This window comes from Myxococcales bacterium (assembly GCA_016712525.1).
Lineage (GTDB): Bacteria > Myxococcota_A > Polyangia > Polyangiales > Polyangiaceae > JAAFHV01.
On the sequence record JADJQX010000009.1, the window covers coordinates 1 to 18,793 of the forward strand.

The following is an 18,793-nucleotide window of genomic DNA, read 5'->3' on the forward strand; positions in this document are numbered from 1 at the left end:
GTCGGCGTCCTGAAGCCTGCCGTGGTCGGGCCGCCGATCGGCGTGTCGAAGCGCGACTGGGGCACCTGCCACGGCTCGGAGGACGTCACGTCGGCGCGACGCAGAGCGTCTTGACGCACGCCGCGCAGCCCAAGGGGGCGATGACAGCCCGGAGATCGTTTGAAAATTCGGCGACCGAACGAGGTTGTAGGCCGCCCGCGACAGGGTGCCCCATGGCGCTCACGCACGCACGCAGGACGACCATGTAAGTCAATATGGTACGCAGATGAGCCGTACGATCGCTGCCGCAGCGTTTCGATCTTTCGGTATGGTGGTGCTGCATGGGGAGCACGTTCAACGTCACGCGCGGCAGGCGCGCATCTCACGGGAGGCCGTGGGTTCAGCGGGATGCCGATTTTCGAAGGCCAGCCTCCGATGGGGCGGGGGCGTCAGCACCGGGCGTGAGGTTTCGTGCCACGCATGCGCGTTTCGGCATCGGGGTGGTCGCTCCGGCGAGGAGGGAGGTGAGGTGACTCGGGTGGATCGCGATCCCCTCTCGTTCGAAGAGGGCTCTTCTCCGATGCGAGGTCGACACGGCGGTGTACCGCGTCGCCGCCGTGCAAAAAAGCGGTTTACAAGCTCGCCGCGCTCGCCACCATCCCATCGCCGAGCGGGGCCGGAGAAGCTCACCTGACCCTTCATGTTCGCCGAGCCGAAAGGCGAGGAGGCGGCGCGGTCGGTCGGTCGGCGGTTCCGAGGAGTTGTCGACCAGAGCTCCGCGAGGCCGTGCGAGCGCAGACCGAACCGCTCAGGATGCTCGTCCTCGCTCACGCGTTCTCTCGAACCGGCCCGGTGAAGTCGTCGTGACGGCTGCTCCTGCGCGGTTCCTTGCTCGCTCGGCGTTCGGAGCCGGCTCGAGAGCATCGTCTCCTTTCATTCAGGTTCGGGCGGCCTGACTCCGAGCGCTACGTGGTGAATGAACGACGGCGGCGAGTACGTCGTGAGGGGCCGTACGGAGCTCGCGGCCTTCGCAGAAAGACGCCTTCCGACGACGTCGAACACGTACCGCGCGCTCAAGGCCAAGCACTTTCTCTTCGACGATGCCAGCGAGTGTGCGCTCGATCTGTTTTGCGCTCATGCGTTCGCGCGCCGAACGCATCGCGCACTCCACGGCCCATTATCTTCGTGCTCACGCGCTGCGGTGCGACCACTCAAAGCACTATCGCCAAGTCTCCCGGCAGACGGAAGACAAGGGCGCGTTCGACATGACCTCCTCGAGCACGCCGACGCGGCGCTCGACGCCGTGTTTCGTAGCCCGTCGCGCGCGATCAAGATCGAGTTCCAGGGCGGGAAGCCGTTGTTTCGCGTTCGAGACGCTTCAAACACGTGGCGTTGCGCGCCGAGGAGATGAACGTCGCCTACCGAAAGGGATTCCTCGCCTTCGTCGTCGCGACGAACCTCCTCCAAGCCGAGGACGAGCACCTGGCCTTCGCCAAAGGAGCACGGGATCGCCTTTTTCGACGTCGTGCTCGACGGCCCAAGGACCTTCACGACGCGCGCGCCGCCTGATGCGCGGTGGATCGAGCTACGACGCTGCTCCTCCGCGGCATCACCCGGGCGTAGCGCCAGGCGCTCGGCCCTCATGGCGTGACTGCGCTCATGACCACGACTCCGGACAGCCTCTACCGCGTCGAGGACATCGTGGACGAGTACGTGCCCGGCTTCCAGGGCATCTTCTCTGCGAAGCTTGAGCCCGTTCGTCTGCGGTGAAGACGAAGCCTCTGCGGAAGCTAAGTATCGAGGACCGGCTCCGCTTCACGAGCGGGGCCTCGCGCGGGCGATCGGACGTTGCGGCGAGCGGGGTGCCGTTTCGTGAGGGCATGACGAGCATCTTGCTCCACAAGATCTTTCGGCGCCGGGTACCGGGTACGTCGACCTGCAATCGTGCCGGCGGAAATCGGCAACGGCGCCATCGTTCATAACTACGACGGCGCGGTGTACGCGTCCGACGATACCCCGCATGCTCGCCGGAGATGGGCGACACGTCATTCGGCCTGGTCAGCCTGGGGTCGACTCGTATGAAGCCATGATGACGCCGAGGCCCTTGTCGCACCCCCTCGATGACACGGTCTCGAGAGCAGCCCGATGCGCACCGACTGCCCAGCGTGCCCGCCTTACTGCGGCGCCGATCCTGCTCACCACCGGGCCACCCAGGCCGACCGCCGTGGGCCATAAGGCGCTTTCCATGGCGCTTGCACCAGCAGACCCACGTCCTCGGCCATCTCCTTGCGGTTGCTCGAGGACGAGATCCGCGCGCCCGCAGAGTGCTCCTGTGCGGGTATGAAGCCGCTCCCAGCCATGGGCCGGCATCTTCGCGCGCTCTGTACCCCACCGACGGATGGGGGCGTTTCATCGCCCGACTCACCGACGACCCCGACCCCGGCCCCTGAATTGGCGCGGCAGGCACGTGTTGCTCGTGCGAGGCGACACCGTGCCCTTTGCGGCAGGGTTCTGCGCCTACTTTGCACGGACGGCGACGCGACCGCGATCGCGGTGATGCGCAATGCGTACATGCTCAAAGAGCTCCATCACGTACGCACCGGGGACGCGGTGGCGTCGGTATTCGGCGCGGCGCTCGGTGAACGGGCCTATCGCCGTTCCGTCTCCGACCAACTCGATCTTGGTGACGGAGCGCTGCGACAACTACCGCCTCATGTGCTCCCAGCCGCCGGAAGCCACAGGACGGACTCCTGCGCTCGCGACGAGGCGTTTCGCTGGGTGCACCTCAGGACCCTGACACCGCTGAGCTCTCGGGATCACTGGGGCGAGCCGGGCTGCTTGAGAGCGGCTCCCGCAGCTCGTGTCGCACATCGAGCGCTGCCTGACGCGCACGGCGCCCACGTGTTGTCGAACGTTGCCGTCGCTTCGCCGACCCCAGCCCGGGCGCGGGCGCTCGCAGCGGCTGGCCACCACGACCTCGCTACGTTGGCACGACCCCTCTACTCGGATTTTTCCGAAGAGCACGACTACGGTGCAAGCGCGGGGCAAATACTCGAGACCCTTCGGGGCATCCTCGCGCTGGAAGCGCTGCCGGGGTACGGGTGAGATTCGCACGGTGATGCACGCGCAGACGTTCGCGAGGCCAAGCTGCGGGAGCTCGCCATCCATCGTCCGAAACCTGCCTTCGTCGACCATGTCGCGCTCATGGGGCTCGAGCTCATGGGCTTTGGTGCGGTCCAATCTCGCGGAGCTTCGGGATCGATCCCGTGGAGTACCAGGGGAGCAGTTTCGCCGCGGCGGTGGAGATCCTCCACCGCGCGGGCGCTATGGTGTCTGCTCCGTCTACCGACGCCGCTTTGCTCGCTGCCGGAGGTGGCCTGCATCGCTTGCGCGGCAGAGCACCTCCGACTGGAAGAACGCCTACACCGACGACCGTGAGGGCTGCACTTGAGCGAGGCTCGTGCGCGGGATTCTTCACGTCGTCGACGCTGCGCAAGAGCGCGCATTATCTGACCCTTTGGCGGCAAGGCAGCACTTCCGCGAGCCCGACACCCGTCGCTTGACTGACCCACCCTAGAGACCCTGGAGCAACTCAAGGGAAAGAACGCCGCTTTGTATTCCCAGTCAGGTCGCCATCCGGCGTGTCGACGCCGCGTCGGGGATGCTTGGCGCTCAACGTGCGGCGGCAGATCGCGCGGTTTGCGGGAGATTTTCGCCCATCGCGATCGGCCAGCCTCGGCGCATCGCGATCACGGAAATCGGGTCATCGCGATCGGAGCGGCGACGTCTCCCTGAGGCTCTGGATTGACGGTTCCAGGTTCGCGAGCAGGGTAAGCGGCCCGCCCTGTTGGTTTCCTAAGTTTCTGGATTCGATTCTTCCCGCGTCTTGCGCCGCGAGGCCCGGTGAGCGCGATCCTTGTGAGCGTCGTGGAGCACACGATCGCAGATGGCGTCCGCGACGGTGGGGCGGGCCAGGCACGTGCCATCGGTCGGGTCCGATCCGGCTCGTGAAGACGGTCGCGCCAACGCCGTAGCGGCCCTCGAGAGCGATCTCGAGCAGATCCGGCGCGCCTCGCTAAGGGGAGCGAGCGCGAAGTCGTCGAGCACGAGGACGTCCGCCTCGCGATCCGGAGACAGGACGCGGTGGTAGCTGCCGTCCGCGCGCGCGCTGGGGAGTCGTCGAAGAAACGCGCCACGCGTCGATAGACGACGCGGAAGCCTTTGCGGCACGCTTCATGTGGCGAGGGCGCATGCGAGGTAGCCTGCCCGTCCCGGTGGCTCCCGTGACGATCACCGTCTGGTGCTCGGTGACCCAACGACATGTCGCGAGCCGGCGCACCATGGGCTTGTCGAGCTGACGCTCACGGGCGAAGGAGATTCCTCGATGCACGCGTCGGTGATCCGGAGCTTCGCGTCGCGGAGATTTTTTCGCGAGCCGATTTTCGCGAGCGAGCATCTCGGCTTTCGACGAGGAGTGCGAAGCGATCGTCGAAGGCCATCGCGAGGGTGTCGGGAGACTTGTCCTGCGGAGCCAGGCGGAGGCGAGCACGCCCAACCGCATGGCGTGAAGTTTCTCTAGAGTCGGTTCTCTCAGCATGTCTTCTCCTTGTTTCTCTCAGTGGCGGTAGTCGGCGCCGCGGACGTTTTCGTGGACTGGACCGGTCGCGGCGGGGGCTTCGGGCTGGGGCAGCGGCTGCGTGTCGAGGTTGTGTTTCAGGATCGTCGGCACGGAGCGGCAGCTGCGCGCGCCCACGTAGAGCGCTCGACGGCAGGTCGCGTCGAGTCGCTCGTTCCGCACTTTTTCGCGAGCCGAAACAGTCCGAGGCACGAGCGGTAGCCCAGCTCCGGGTGATGACGCCCTCCGAGGATGGCTTCGCAGAGGCTGCGTGTGTGAGGGCCGATCTGCTCGGCCCAGTCGAGGATGCGCGAGGGGTCCACTCGGCCTGAGCACGGTGGTTGCTCGGCATGTGCTCGGTCGTGGTCGTGAAGCCTCCGCGGCTGTAGCTCCGCACGTGCGCGGCAACGCTTCGCGCCCGTGGAAGACTTCGATCGCGCTTGGCGTCGCCCGAAGCCAGAGCTCGACGTCGTCATGACGCAGGCCGTGCGGGACCGAGTAAAGTGGCCGTCGAACGCGACGTGGTAGTCGACGTTGAGGCCAACCTTCCCACGTCTGCGTCTCGAACTCCTGCTGGGGGAGCGGCCCGAGGGCAGGCTTGTCGAGGCGCTCGAAGAGCTCGCGGCGGCTCGCCTTGTACGTCTTCATCGTCCGCGTGTTGAGGTCCGAAACGAGCTCACGCAAGCGCGCGTTGAGCTCGCCAAGGCTCGAGAACCTCTCGTCCCGGATGCGCGCGAGCAACCACCGCTCGGCAACCTGGACGCCGACCCACCTTCGCCCCGTCGCGCGGCGACTTCGGCCGCGCCGGCAAAATCGTGGTGCCGTAGTGGCGCGCGAGCTCGGCGGTGGTGCGTTGCACGCCAGGGTCGTCGCGGCACGCCCTTCACCACGGCGCTCTTGAGCTGATCGGGCACGAGCGCGCGCGGCACACCGCCGAAGAACGTGAGCGCCCGCGCAACGCTCGCGACGAAGTCGGGCACCGGCCGCGCCCGCGTCGCCCCGGCGTACGTGAAGCTGCTCGCCCCGAGAACGGCGACGAACAGCTCGACCTCGACGACCTCTCCCGTCTCGGCTCCACGAATCGCGGACGCATCCCGGCGTAGTCGACGAACATCTTGTCGCCCGCGACGTGCGTCTGCCGCATCACGGGTGAGCGTCGCTTCTGCCACGCCCGGTAGCGATCGCAGAACGCGGTGTACCGTAGCCCGTCCGGCTGGGCCGCCAGGTACTCCATGTGCAGGAGCGCGAGCGTCACCCCGGTCGCCGCAGCTCGACTGCAACGCCGCGCAGTCGGCTCAGGACGCATGCACGACGGTGGAGCTGGGGGATGAGGTACGTCTCGAGCTCCGCGTCGGAGAGCGCTTCCACGCTCGCCGCCGTCAGCCCAGTGCGACCTCGCGTCGGCGAAGACCGCCGCCACGGTGCTCGGGCTCACGCCGACCGAGCGCGCGACCTCCCCGTGGCTGAGGCCGAGGCCAGCTTTTGCCTTAAAATCTCTCGTAGACGGTGCATCGGAAGTCTCTCGGTCGCCATGCCGCCGTCGTAGACGCCATGGGCTGGAGCCCCCAGGAGACCGTCACCTCATGCCGCGATCGCGATGCCCGTTTTGGGTGATCGGCATCCCCCGTTTTGGGTGATCGCGATGCGCCGTTTTGTCCGATCGCGATGGTCCGAAATACGCAGCGCGGCGACCCGAGGACGAGGAGAACCCGCACGAGCCGCTCACCCTCGCGCTCCCCAACACTCACTCGACGGGCATGCTGCTCGCGCACCGCTCGCACTCGTCGCACCGGTCGCACTCGTCGCACCGCAGCCACTATTCGGGAAACCACGCGGGGGTGGCGGTGGCTCCGGCTACGACAACGGCGGAGGTGGGAGCGACTACGTTCCCCGACGCCGGCCCCAGCTCCGCCGCCTCCCCAGCCGGCGAGCGTGTCGATCGTGGCCTTCCCTGGCGGCAAGATCACGCTCAACGGCAAGGTGGTGGGCACCGACGCCACGCGGGCACGCTGTCGCTGCCCCGGGCCTGCACGAGGTGCGCATCGAGAACCGCTTCGTGGGCGACCACAACACCACGATCAACGTCTCCGAGGGCAGACGGGCGTCGTGACGGTGGAGTGGTGAACATCGACAGCCAAGGACCGAGGGAAGAAACGTGAAGGCTACGACTTGCGGGCATTGCGGCGGCTCGCGCTGAGACGAGTACAGGGCCATGCCCCTTTGGTGGAGCGGATGCGTCACCCCCGGAGCCGGCGGCCGGGCGAGGTGTAACGACGCGATGCGCCGGTGGGGCGCGACCATTTTCGGTGCGCCGAGGGCGATGGATCGGCTCGTCAGCAAGATCGATGTCCGCGACGAGGTGCCCGAGCGGCTCGTGACGCAGGTCTATCGCCGCGACTTCCGTGAGGAGCGCGCCCCTTCGCCGAGAGCGGGGACGACTCTGCCGAAGCAGTCGGGAAATTCGCTCGACCCCTTCGAGCTCTCGCCGGCGGCCGTTCGGGCCGAGACGGAGCACGTCACGACCTGCTCGTACTCAGGAGGGGCGGGCGGGGCCCGTGCAGGGGCTGCTCGGGAAGCGGCAGGCGCGCGTGCGGCGGCTGCGGCGGATCGGGCAAGGAGGTGAAGCACTACAAGAACGGCAATACCCGCTACATCAACTGCAAGATATGCCGCGCGACGGGGTCGCTCTCGTGCCACGGGTGTGGCGGCGGCGGAACCATTCAGTGCGACGTGCACGGGCGGAGGCTTCCAGCTCGCGTGGTACGCGTACTACGAGACCGAGCGATGGGACGTGCGGATCGAGCCCGCAGCCCGGTGCTCCTCGCGCACGGGCAGCCGGGGAGGCGCGCGCCGTGAGCCGCGACGACCTCAAGGCGTTTCACGTCGTCGCGATGCAAGAGCACAAGGGCCCGCTCGCTTCCGGAGGCTACCGCGACGTTCCTGCGGCGCTCGTGGGAGCGGCACGCGTCGAGCCGAGGCTCGAGCGCATTGGCTACCAGCAGTACGTCAAGATGTCCGTCGTCCGGCGGGACGACCTACGAGATGGCGGGGACGTCCGGCACCGTGGTGCTCTCGGGGAACGATCTTCGCGGCGCCGCCGAACCGAAGGCCATCGCGCCCATGCGGCGGAGGCAGTACCTATGGGCGGCGGGTACTCTGGTGGTGGGCACCTCGGGTACTCCTTGTCGAGCGCGCTTCGCGGCAAGTCCGCCTACTTCGCGGGCTCGTCTGCCTGGTTCGGGCTGCTCATCATCGCGACCATGGCCGCGGCCGCTCCGGCGCTGGGCGGGCTCCTGCGCGCATGGCGGCCGGGCTTCAGAGAGGGAAGGGTCGAAAGCCTCGAGCTCGCATCGGCTGCCGCGGCCGCCTTCCTGCTCTTGGCCACGGGTATCGGCGCGGCCCTCTCACGGCCATCCCTCGGGGGAGGTCGAGCGCGCGCTCGCGCGGGGGCGACGCGACACAAGCGCGCGCCGTCGTCGACGCGCTGAAGGAGACGAAGCCCGGGTCGCCCGACCTTGCGAAGGCCGAGGATGCGGTCCTCTTCGCGGAAGCGCAGAACGCCGCCAAACCGGACGAGCGGCTCGAACGGCTCGACGCCGTCGCCAAACGTGGTGGTGACCTCGCCGCGAAGGCTCGCGACTTGGCGAGGAGGGAGCGCCTCGGCGCGGTGCGCACCCAGCTCGATGCCAAGGCTGGAAGGAAGGCCCTCGCCGAGATCGAGCGCCTCTTCGGCGATCCGAGCCCCAACGACGCGGAGCTCGCTGAGCTTGGCGCCAAGGCTCACGGATCGTGGCCGACGGGTGCAAAGACCCGGGCTGCCAGCTCGTCGCCGCGACCGCCGCGCAACGAAGGGCCCCGAGCGCCCCGCGGGAGGCGCGTGTAGCCGCCGTACGTGGCGAGCTCCTCGCGTTCCTGAACGCGAAGGCAGTCGCGGGGGAGGCGACCGCCCCCAAGGTGGAGCGGCTCGAGCGCATGGCGAACGCCGCGGGCGCGGCCCTTACGGTGCCAAGCGTAGACGCCGAGCTCAAGACCGTCGCGACCGAGACGATGGTGAAGGCCGCCGCCGAGAGGGCCCAGACACCGCTCATCGGGAGCGACGTGGCAGCCATCGAGAGCCTGCTGAGCGTGAAGCTGCCCGAGGGCGGGGCGTTCTCGAGCGCCCCCCTCGACGGGATGAGCGTGTACTTCGTCTTCGACGCGGCGAAGCGATGCAAGGGGATCTACGCCGTGGGAGCGAAGCCGAAGCACCGCGCGATGGTGGGGACCACGTGGACGCCGGACCGGTTGCTCTCGCAGGCGGTGGGCCGAGACGTGAAGGTGAAGGCGGCTACGCCGGCGGGGCCGTGACGGCGCGGTGGTTCGAGGCGCCAGTGCCGGTTTGTGGCGCGGTGGAATGGAGGGCGTTGGTAGAGATACGGTGGGGGGATGTGGGACTCCAATAGGCCCTGCATAACGATCTAGTCAACGACATCTCTGCCAAATCGTCCGGTAGAGACTCGTGAATTGCTTCAAACACATCAAAACGCACAGCACTGTAAGGATATTTGAATGGACAAGCGGCCTTCTCGCGAAGAGCTCCAGCGCTGCTTGAAGCCCTAGCCGCGCGCCCAGGGTGCGAGCAACAAGGTGCCTCAACGATAGGAAAAAGTTCCAGTCGAGGGACACAAGCATTCAGGCTTCGTTCGTTATGTTCCTAATTGGGCGGGGCCCGCCTTCCTTTCCAACTCTGGCGTGCTGGAAAAGCGATCCGGGTATGTCCTTATCTTTGAAAGGGGGCGCCGGTCTGTGTTCTCTCCAGCAACCCGGGGAGACCCCTTCAAGATCCTCCCGAAGAACAGCATAGCAGAAGCGTCCCAAGAGATCACCCCTGCGACTGTTCACGAGCAGCAAGACCACGTACGATAAAGCTGATCTGCGTTCGATGAATATTGCAAGCTCGAGTATCCGAGCGCGAACCATTGAGGACGTAGATCTTGAGAGCACGATGCCGTCGTTCACCGCGCACCGTTCTGCTACCTCGTGCACTTCGGTTCTCGGAAACTGGAAAACATACTCGGTGACGCCAAGTGTTGCTCGAATTCGTCAGCATCAAACAAGGCTCGATATCAAACAACTCGCTGATTGGGGGCAAAGTAGGGTCCTGTCTGATATGAAGCCTGCCAAGTCGCGAAGGATTGACTTTATTGATGCTTGCGAACGCAACAAGGCTATCCCTCAAGCCTCCGCATCGTGGCGACCGGGGTGCTTGTGGATGTTCATGCTCTGCTCGAGAGGGAAGAGCATGGTGAGCTATCTCTCGTGTCGACGAGCCACACAGGTAAATCGCCTACGCCAGAAGAACTTCGAGGGGCGATTGAGGGTTGAAGCTGAGACGTTGGCCGTGACGCAAGAGGTGACGCGACATCGGGATGGGACAACAGTCGCAGTCAATGTTGTAGGTAACTCGGTCGGACGTGTCGGAGTGCTCCGTCAGAATAAGGACTCGTACTCGCTAATCTGCTCGTCGTTGGATGGTACCTGTGATTGTCGATGAGTTGGAAAGAGTCGACCTCGATAGGTGCCTGGCTCACGAGCAACAAGCTGTTTACCGTGACGTTTTCAGATCCATCGTACTGCTATCTCGACGGAAAACTCTACCGAGACAACAGGCTTCTCGCCGACGCTAGGCTCGTTGCTGGTATGCTGGAAACCGACTGGGACCTGACGAGGGCTACTTCGGAAAAGCCGGACGGAAGTTCGCGCTCCGTGCCTGGCTCCGACACCTCTTTGGTGTGACAGAGCTTATGCTGTCGAGCGACGATGCTTTGATATCTGACGATCTGGGTGACGAATGGGCCGACTATATCTCGGTGTCGAACCGTAGTCCGCCTACGATAAGATTTATTCACTGCAAGTATGGTGAGCCGGCGCTTGGTGCGTCGCAGTTCCATATTGTCGTTCTCAAGCGCAAAAGAATCTCGGTCGTCTATTTGCATCTGAAGACGACCTGGTGCGCAAATTTAAGTCGTGGGGTAAGAAAAAACGGATCGTCGGCCAGGCTGCGGGGAGTCCTGAAAGGCCAAGTCTGCCTTTGTGAAAGCAAATTCGGATCCAGACAAGGCGGGAAGTCTGGCTGGTCGTCGGCTTCCTTTGTCCAAGTCTGCCTTTGTTGCCGAGCTGGACAAGCTAGCGAAGGGCGCGGCGTCTAGCCCCGAGAACGTCCAGCTCTTGTGGCTGTTGTCGTCGTTCATGAATGTCTGCATGGAGTCTGGCGCGGTGCCTCGCATCAAGTGTCTGGTAATGCGCTTGCGCGAAATGTTCTTGTTGCGCGGTAGGTTCCTTTCGGGTGGGGGAGCGGGCCAGCATATCGGGTGGGTTGGGTTGCTATGCCCTTCAGGAAAGTGGAGCCCCTCCAGTAGCGGTTTCCGCGCGCGTTCAGGCAGGGCGTTCGCCCCCGCCCCACGTGCCATCGTACCGATGGCTTGGCGCGCCAAACGCTCGTCACCGGCGAGTCTAGAGGCGTCCCGGACGTCCTCGTACGGCGGCAGCTCCGACGTCGATGCCGCGGGCGCCAAGGGCCGTTTTTGCCCCCTTTCCCCGATCCCCCGCCGCCCGAACGCGTGTACGCTCTCCGTGTTCCCCTAGCCCACGCCCCGCGAGGCTGAGCCGAGTCTCCCGGGCAACCCCCCCACCCCCGTGAACACGCCCTCGCCCAACTTCGCCTACCTCGCGCATCACGATGCGCGGCTCGTCGCGCTCGCGACGCAGGCCGAGGAGCACTTCGCGGGGGACCCTTCGGTCACGCTCTTCAAGCTGCGGCAGTTCGGGGAAGTGCTCGCAGAAGCGGCGGCGGCGAAGGTGGGCCTCTTCATCGGCCGGAAGAGAAGCAGCAGCAGCTCATCGACCGCCTCTTCGACGGAACGTGATCGGCGCGACGCAGCGGTCGCTCTTCCACGACCTTCGGCGCGTCGGGAACGCGGCGGTGCACGAAGGGAGGGCGACCACCGCGAGGCGCTGCACCAGCTCCGCATGGCGCGGGAGCTCGCGGTGTGGTTCCAGCGGAGCTTCGGCAACGACCGGAAGTTCGAGCCCGGGCCCTTCGTTCCCTGCCGAGCCCAAGAAGGCCGGGACCGAGCTGCACGAGGAGCTCGCGCGGCTTCGGGACGACGTCGAGGCGCGGCGCCAAGAGCTCGAGGCGGCGCAGCGCGCGATCGAGGAGGCGCGGAAGGCCGCCGAGGCCGAGTCCCTCGAGAAGCTCACCGCCCAGGAACGCGCGGCGAAGGCCCAGGCCGACGCCGAGATTTGGGAAGAGCTGGCGAACGAACAGATCGAGGCGCACAAGGCCTCGGCCAGGCCGAAGCCATGAAGAGCGCGGCGCTCGAGGCGCAGAACCGCGCGCTCCTCGCCGAGCTCTCGGCCCTCCAAGCCGCCGCGCAGGCGTGCCGGCAGGCGCTCTCGAGCGCCATCGACAAGGCTAAGAAGGCCAGTGAGGACATTGCCCTCGACGGGGCCGCCACCCGGAGAATCATCGACCGTCGGCTCCCGCGAGGCCGGGTGGGGAGGTCGATTCCCCAGCGGCTCACGTTCGAGCACGGCGTGCGCCCCTCCAAAGGGAAGAACATGGCCATCGCCGAGTGGCCGACCCTCACCGACGGCAAGCAGGGGTGGGCCGACTACGTGCTCTTCGCCGGGCTCCAGGTCGTCGGGGTCGTCGAGGCGAAGCGCCGGCACAAAGACGTGATGGGCGTGCTCCGCAGGCCAAGCGGTACTCGCTCGGATACCAGGTGCACGCCGACGAGGTTCTGCCAGAGGGGAGCCCTGGCTCGACACGAACGGCGCCGCGCAGAAGGTCCCGTTCCTGTTCGCCACCAACGGGCGCCCGTTCTTGCGCCAGCTCCGCACGAAGAGCGGCATCTGGTTCCTCGACGCGCCGGCCGCAGAACCACGCCGTGCCGCTCGAGGTGGTACACGCCCGCGGGCCTCCTCGACCTCCTCCGGCAAGACGTGGACGCCGCGCACGAGCGCCTCAAGGTCGAGCCGATGCCCTACATCGACCGCGAGTACCAGCGAGGCGCCATCCTCGCCGTCGAGAAGGGGCTCGAAGAAGGCAAACGCGAGCTGCTCGTCGCCATGGCCACCGGCACCGGCAAGACGCGCACGTGCATCGGCCTCTGCTACCGCCTCCTCAAGACCAAGCGCTTTCGCCGCGTGCTCTTCTTGGTGGACCGCAACGCGCTCGGCAAACAAACGGCCGACGCCCTGAAAGACCTTCGGCTCGAGAACCTCCAAACCTTCACCGACATCTTCGACGTGAAGGAGCTCGCCGACCTCCAAGCCCGATCGCCAGACCAAGCTCCAGATCGCCACCATTCAGGCGATGGTGAAGCGCGTGCTCGGTCCGTTCGACGACGGCGAGGGAGACGTGCCCCCCGTCGATCAGTACGACTGCATCGTCGTGGACGAGTGCCACCGCGGATATCTGCTCGATCGTGAGCTGTCGGATCGGGAGTTCCTCTTCCGGGACGAAGACGACTACGTCTCCAAGTACCGGCGGGTGCTCGACCACTTCGACGCCGTCAAGGTAGGCCTCACGGCGACGCCCGCGCTCCACACGAAAGAGATCTTCGGCGCGCCGGTGTTCTCGTACTCGTACCGCGAAGCGGTGGTCGATGGCTTCCTCGTGGACCACGAGCCGCCCATTCGCATCGTGACCAAGCTCGCGCGCGACGGCATCCACTACGACGCGCGAGGAGGTGCTCGTCCTCGACCGGACGACGCAGACCCTCAAGAAAGAGGAGCTCGCGGACGAGGTCCAGTTCGACGTCGACACGTTCAACAAGCGCGTCATCACCGAGCACTTCAACCGCGCCGTGCTGCGCGAGCTCGCGAACCACATCGACCCGGAACAAGACGAGAAAACTCTCATTTTCGCGGCGACCGACGAGCACGCGGACATGGTCGTCCTCCTCTTGAAAGAGGCCCTCGCAGCGAAGTATGGCACCGTCGACAACGACGCCGTGCAGAAGATCACCGGCGCGGCGGACCGCCCGCTCGAGGCCATTCGGCGCTTCCGCAACGAGCGCCAGCCAAACATCGTCGTCACGGTCGATTTGCTCACGACCGGGATCGACATCCCCAAGATCGCGAACCTCGTCTTCCTCCGTCGTGTGCGAAGCCGCATTCTCTACGAGCAGATGATCGGGCGCGCGACGCGGCTCTGCCCCGAGATCGGCAAGGAGCGCGCCCGCATCTTCGACGCCGTGGACCTCTATTCGGCACTGAAGAACGTGACCGACATGAAGCCGGTCGTGGTGAACCCGCTCGTGAGCTTCGAGCAGCTCGTGAAAGAGGTGCTCGAGGCCACCGAAGACGAGCACCGCCGCGCCTCGCTGGACGAGCTGCTCGCGAAGCTCCACCGCAAGAAGCGCGTCTTCAAGGGCGAGGTCGCCGAGCACTTCGAGACGGCGGCGGGCATGACCGTCAAAGACCTGGCCCAGCTCCTGAAGGGCGGCAGCGTGGCCGACGCGGCCGACTACCTGAGGGCGCATCCGTCGCTCGCGCCGTTCCTCGATCGCACCACCGGCGGACCGTACAAGATGGTCGTCTCCGAGAAGCACGACGAGCTGCACGAGGTGACGCGAGGGTACGGCAAACACGGGAGCCGCCCGCCCGGCGACTACCTCGAGGCGTTTCGCGCGTTCGTATCGAACAACATAAACCGCATGCCCGCGCTGCTCGTCGTCACGCAGCGCCCGAAAGACCTCACCCGCGAGGACCTTCGGCAGCTCAAGCTCGCCCTCGACCAAGAGGGTTTCAGCGAAAAATCCGTGCAGACGGCCTGGCGGGACCAGAAAAACGAGGACATCGCGGCCACCATCGTCGGGTACATCCGCCAGCTCGCCCTCGGCTCGCCCCTCGTGCCCCACGCCGAGCGCGTGGACCGCGCGGTGCAGCGGCTGCGGAGGGCGCACAAGCTCACCGACCCGCAGTCGAAGTGGCTCGACCGCATCGCCAAGCAGGTCAAGCTCGAGACCGTGGTCGACCGCGCCTCCCTCGACGCCGGCCAGTTCAAGGCCGACGGGGCTTCACGCGCCTCAACAAGGTGTTCGACGGAAAGCTCGAGACGCTGCTCGGGGAGCTCGCCGATGAGGTTTGGAAGGACGTGGGCTGAAGGTGGCGATCCGGGAAAACCATTCGAATCTACCTCGCCGACGGGACGCCCGGAGGCATCCGCCACGCCGAGCTTATGAACTGAAGCGGCCAGGCCATCGTCTGCCCGCGGAGCCGCTTCAATGAGCTTGCGTCGTGGTCGGAGGCGCAGCGGCCAGGCGTGTACGTGTTGGTCGGCGACGACGAATCTGGCAGCGTGATCTACGTCGGCGAGGCGGAGAACGTCTTCACTCGCCTGCAGAACCACCTGAAAAATAAGGACTTTTGGACGCGTGTGGTGTTCTTCACGAGCAAGGACGAGAACCTGACGAAGGCACACGTGAAGTACCTCGAGGCACGGATCATCGAGCAGGCCACGGAGGCTGCCCGTTCGCGTGTTGAGAACGGGAACTCGCCGCAGCGCCCCGCTCTTCCGCGAGCTGACCGCGACACGATGGAGGAGTTCCCTGGGCCCATTGGCGTTGCTCGGCGCCCTTGGATTTCCTTTCTTGCAGCCGGTTCCAGCGGCGGCCTCGAGCGCCGCCTCGAACGGTGCCGCGGGCCGCTTCTACTTTCGGCCCGCGAAGCGATCGATCGACGCGGAGGGCGCCTGGGCGGACGACGAGTTCGTCGTCTTCACGGGATCGGTCGGCGACCTCGAGACGCGCCACCACCTGAAGGGCGGCTACCTCCAGCAGAGGCAGGCGCTCTTCGAGGACAAGTCGGTTCAGAAGGTGAACGACAAGACCTTCCGTTTCGTTCGCGATGTGCTCTTCAGCAGCCCATCGGCGGCCGCGGCTGTGCTTGCGGGTGGTGCCTACAACGGCCGCGAGGCCTGGAAAGACATCAATGGTCGATCCATCAAGGCCATCGAGGAAGAGCTCGCCGAAGCCTCAGGAAAGAAGACGAAGAAGCGCTAATGCCCACGACCCAAGACATCGTCCAAAAGCTCTGGAACCTTTGCCACGTCCTTCGGGACGATGGCATCACGTACCACGAGTACGTGACCGAGCTCACGTACCTGCTCTTCCTCAAGATGGCGAAGGAGACCGAGACGGAGGGGCAGATCCCCAAGGGGTACCGGTGGGACGACCTCACCAAGAAGGATGGCGTCGAGCTGCTCACGTTCTACAAGCAGCTCCTCATCGACCTGGGCGGCAAGGGCTCGGGGCGCGTGCAGGCCATCTTCGCGAACGCGTCGACGTCGTTCCGCCAGCCGCGCCACCTGAAGCAGGTCGTGAGCGACATCGACTCCCTCGATTGGTACAGCGCCAAACACGAGGGCCTGGGAGACCTTTACGAGGGCCTCCTCGAGAAGAACGCCGAGGAGACCAAAAGCGGCGCGGGCCAGTACTTTACGCCGCGACCGCTCATCGACGCGATCGTGGCGCTCATCAAGCCCGCCCCGGGCGAGCGCGTGCAAGATCCGGCGGTGGGCACGGGCGGCTTCCTCACCGCGGCCGACCGCTACGTGCGCTCGATGACGGACGATTACCACGACCTCAAGACCGCGCAGCAAAACTTCCAGCGCCGCGAGGCCTTCTCGGGCGTCGAGCTCGTGCCCGACGTTCAGCGCCTCTGCCTCATGAACGCGATGCTCCACGACATCGAGGGCGACATCGTCCTCGGGGACACGCTCGGCCCCACGGGCGAGAGCCTCCCCAAGGTCGACGTGATCCTGTCGAACCCGCCCTTTGGCACCAAGAAGGGCGGGGCGGCCCCACGCGGAGCGACATCACGTACCCGACGCGCAACAAGCAGCTCGTCTTTCTCCAGCACATCTACCGTGGCCTCAAGCCCGGCGGCCGTGCGGCGGTGGTGCTCCCGGACAACGTGCTCTTCGAAGAAGGCGTGGGGCAGAAGGTCCGCGCCGACCTCATGGACAAGTGCGACCTTCACACCATCTTGCGCCTGCCGACGGGCATCTTCTACGCACAGGGCGTGAAGACGAACGTGCTCTTCTTCACCCGAGGGGAGAAGGACAAGGGCAACACCAAGGCCGTCTGGTTCTTCGACATGCGCACCAACATGCCGAGCTTCGGCAAGCGCACGCCCTTCACACGCGCGCACTTCGCCGAATTCGAGAAGGTGTACGGCGACGACCCGCACGGAAAGAGCAAGCGAAAGGACCAGGGAGAGACGGGGCGGTTCCGCAAGTTCACCCGCGAGGAGATCGCGAAGCGCGGAGACAACCTGGACATCTCGTGGCTCAAGGACGACAGCGTCACCGACCACGCCGACCTGCCGGAGCCCGAGGAGATCGCGGCGGAGATCGTGGCGCAGCTCCAAACGGCGCTCGAGGAGATGCAGGCGCTGCAAGAGGAGTTGGGGTCGTGAGCGAGGCGCTTCCACGGGGTGGGCGCGCGTTCGACTGGATGAGGTAGCCGAAGTTCGCCTGGGCCGACAACGCTCGCCAGATCGTGCGAATGGCGACAACATGCGCCCGTACATGCGTGCGGCGAATGTCACGTGGGACGGCATCAGCCTCGATGATGTGAAGGAGATGGACTTCTCGCCGAAAGAGTTCGTCACCTACGAGCTGAAGGATGGCGACATTCTGCTGTCGGAAGCGTCTGGAAGCGCGTCCGAGGTGGGGAAACCCGCCATCTGGCGCGACCAAGTTCCGGGGTGCTGCTTTCAGAATACCCTCATTCGCGTACGGTCACGTGGCCCGCTCCCTGAGTACTTGCACCTTCACTTTCTAGCGGACGCTCGGCTTGGGCGATTCGCCGCGGTTGGGAAGGGCAGTGGCATCAATCATCTCGGCGCGGACAGGCTGTCGTCCTGGCCGACAGCACTCCCCCCCCTCAACGAACAGCATCGCATCGTCGCCAAGCTCGAGGCCCTTCAGGCTCGGAGCCGTCGGGCGCGTGAGGCGCTCGATGCCGTGCCGCCGTTGCTCGAGAAGCTCCGCCAATCGATCCTCGCCGCCGCCTTCCGCGGCGACCTCACGAAGGACTGGCGCGCGAAGAACAAGGACGTGGAGCCCGCGACCGAGCTGCTCAAGCGCATCCGCGCCGAACGCAAGAAGAAGTGGGAGGAGGCCGAGCTCGCCAAGATGAAGGCGAAAGGCAAGCCCCCCACGGACGACAAGTGGAAGGCGAAGTACAAGGAGCCCGAACCGGTGGATACGACGGGGCTGCCGGAGCTGCCGAATGGGTGGTGTTGGGCGAGTGTGGATGAGCTGACGGGGCTCGTTACCAGCGGATCACGTGGGTGGGCCGAGTACTACGCCGACACAGGGCCGCTGTTCATCCGTTCGCAGGACATCAATACCGACAGCTTGAGCCTTCATGAAGTCGCTCACGTACAGGTGCCTGCCAGCGCGGAGGGTGCTCGTACGCGAGTGCGGCAGTTCGATCTGCTCATCACCATAACGGGAGCGAACGTGACTCGATGCGCCTGGGTGACCGAGCCGCCCGGAGAGGCGTACGTTAGCCAGCACGTTGCGCTGGTGCGGCCGGCCTTCGCGGACTCGACGCCATATATGCATCTTTGGCTTGTCTCGGAGACCGGTGGTCGAAGGCGCTTGAAGCAAGCTGCCTATGGTCTCGGTAAGCCAGGGCTAAGCTTGGACGATGTGGCAACCGTTCAAGTTCCGCTGGCCCCCGCCGAAGAACAATCCGAAATCGTCAGGCGCGCTGCCGAGCTCCGTCGCTCGGCGACTAGCACCGACATGCTACTGAAGGCGCAACTCGTTCACCTCGGACTTTTTGAACGCTCCGTGCTCGCAAAAGCCTTCCGCGGCGAGCTCGTTCCCCAAGACCCCAACGACGAACCCGCGGACGTGATGCTCGCGCGGCTCGTGGCTGAGAAGGCCGACGCCAGCGTTCATGAGCGCGGCGCCAAGAGAGGTGCAGCCAAACGAGGCGCTCGTGCCTGAGCCTTGTCCTGTCCCCTACGCGAGCTCGCTCCCGAAGCTTCGGGACTTTCTGCACGCTGCTTGCGAGGAGAAGCTGTCGATTGAACGTGCGGGTACGAAAGTGCGGCTCGCACGGCGCTTTCACCTGTACTTCGCTGAGGCCGCCGAGGTGTTGGGTTTCGCCGCGCGTAGGTCGGGCAGGCTCATAC

Annotated in this window: 11 protein-coding genes and 2 pseudogenes; 10 read left to right on the forward strand and 3 right to left on the reverse strand. The window is 65.7% G+C overall.

Annotation, left to right across the window (positions count from 1 at the left end; all coding sequences use genetic code 11):
- Positions 1-1,365: 1,365 nt before the first annotated feature.
- Positions 1,366-1,548 (forward strand): hypothetical protein, encoded by a 183-nt coding sequence (locus tag IPK71_36940; protein MBK8219345.1) that lies wholly within the window; start codon positions 1,366-1,368, stop codon positions 1,546-1,548.
- A gap of 2,286 nt (positions 1,549-3,834) precedes the next feature.
- Here IPK71_36940 and IPK71_36945 read toward each other — a convergent pair.
- Positions 3,835-4,209 (reverse strand): ATP-binding protein, encoded by a 375-nt coding sequence (locus IPK71_36945; GenBank protein MBK8219346.1) that lies wholly within the window; start codon positions 4,207-4,209, stop codon positions 3,835-3,837.
- A 385-nt stretch (positions 4,210-4,594) separates the two neighbouring features.
- Positions 4,595-4,777 (reverse strand): hypothetical protein, encoded by a 183-nt coding sequence (locus tag IPK71_36950; protein ID MBK8219347.1) that lies wholly within the window; start codon positions 4,775-4,777, stop codon positions 4,595-4,597.
- Between the two features lie 2,137 nt (positions 4,778-6,914).
- Here IPK71_36950 and IPK71_36955 point away from each other — a divergent pair.
- The 4 genes from IPK71_36955 to IPK71_36970 all read left to right on the forward strand — a co-directional run bounded on the left by IPK71_36955 (position 6,915) and on the right by IPK71_36970 (position 10,369).
- Positions 6,915-7,217, forward strand: coding sequence for a hypothetical protein (locus IPK71_36955; GenBank protein MBK8219348.1), 303 nt, complete (start codon positions 6,915-6,917; stop codon positions 7,215-7,217).
- Between the two features lie 229 nt (positions 7,218-7,446).
- Positions 7,447-8,082, forward strand: coding sequence for a hypothetical protein (locus IPK71_36960; GenBank protein MBK8219349.1), 636 nt, complete (start codon positions 7,447-7,449; stop codon positions 8,080-8,082).
- A 301-nt stretch (positions 8,083-8,383) separates the two neighbouring features.
- Positions 8,384-8,941 (forward strand): hypothetical protein, encoded by a 558-nt coding sequence (locus IPK71_36965; protein ID MBK8219350.1) that lies wholly within the window; start codon positions 8,384-8,386, stop codon positions 8,939-8,941.
- Between the two features lie 1,182 nt (positions 8,942-10,123).
- On the forward strand, positions 10,124-10,369 hold the full coding sequence (locus IPK71_36970) for a hypothetical protein (protein ID MBK8219351.1): 246 nt from the start codon (positions 10,124-10,126) through the stop codon (positions 10,367-10,369).
- 938 nt (positions 10,370-11,307) lie between these two features.
- On the opposite strand, the gene IPK71_36975 is transcribed toward IPK71_36970, so the two are convergent.
- Positions 11,308-11,445 (reverse strand): hypothetical protein, encoded by a 138-nt coding sequence (locus tag IPK71_36975; GenBank protein MBK8219352.1) that lies wholly within the window; start codon positions 11,443-11,445, stop codon positions 11,308-11,310.
- Between the two features lie 50 nt (positions 11,446-11,495).
- On the opposite strand from IPK71_36975, the gene IPK71_36980 reads away from it, so the two are divergent.
- The 5 genes and pseudogenes from IPK71_36980 (at position 11,496) to IPK71_37000 (ending at position 18,605) form a co-directional block, all read left to right on the forward strand.
- Positions 11,496-11,939 (forward strand): hypothetical protein, encoded by a 444-nt coding sequence (locus IPK71_36980; protein MBK8219353.1) that lies wholly within the window; start codon positions 11,496-11,498, stop codon positions 11,937-11,939.
- Positions 11,940-12,691: 752 nt separating this feature from the next.
- Positions 12,692-14,744, forward strand: a pseudogene (hsdR, locus tag IPK71_36985) (type I restriction-modification system endonuclease).
- A 487-nt stretch (positions 14,745-15,231) separates the two neighbouring features.
- Complete coding sequence (locus IPK71_36990; GenBank protein ID MBK8219354.1) at positions 15,232-15,642, forward strand: DUF4357 domain-containing protein; 411 nt, start codon at positions 15,232-15,234, stop codon at positions 15,640-15,642.
- Positions 15,642-17,059: pseudogene (locus tag IPK71_36995) on the forward strand (N-6 DNA methylase). Before IPK71_36990 ends, IPK71_36995 begins: the two are co-directional and overlap by 1 nt.
- A gap of 34 nt (positions 17,060-17,093) precedes the next feature.
- A complete protein-coding gene (locus IPK71_37000; protein ID MBK8219355.1) occupies positions 17,094-18,605 on the forward strand; it encodes a restriction endonuclease subunit S in 1,512 nt (503 codons plus the stop codon).
- Positions 18,606-18,793 lie beyond the last annotated feature (188 nt).

Excerpts from the sequence above, each read along its gene's own strand:
- IPK71_36955 (MBK8219348.1), top strand. The coding sequence starts at position 6,915 with ATGGATCGGCTCGTCAGCAAGATCGATGTCCGCGACGAGGTGCCCGAG.
- IPK71_36970 (MBK8219351.1), top strand. The coding sequence starts at position 10,124 with ATGAGTTGGAAAGAGTCGACCTCGATAGGTGCCTGGCTCACGAGCAAC.
- IPK71_36975 (MBK8219352.1), bottom strand. The coding sequence starts at position 11,445 with ATGAAGAGGCCCACCTTCGCCGCCGCCGCTTCTGCGAGCACTTCCCCG.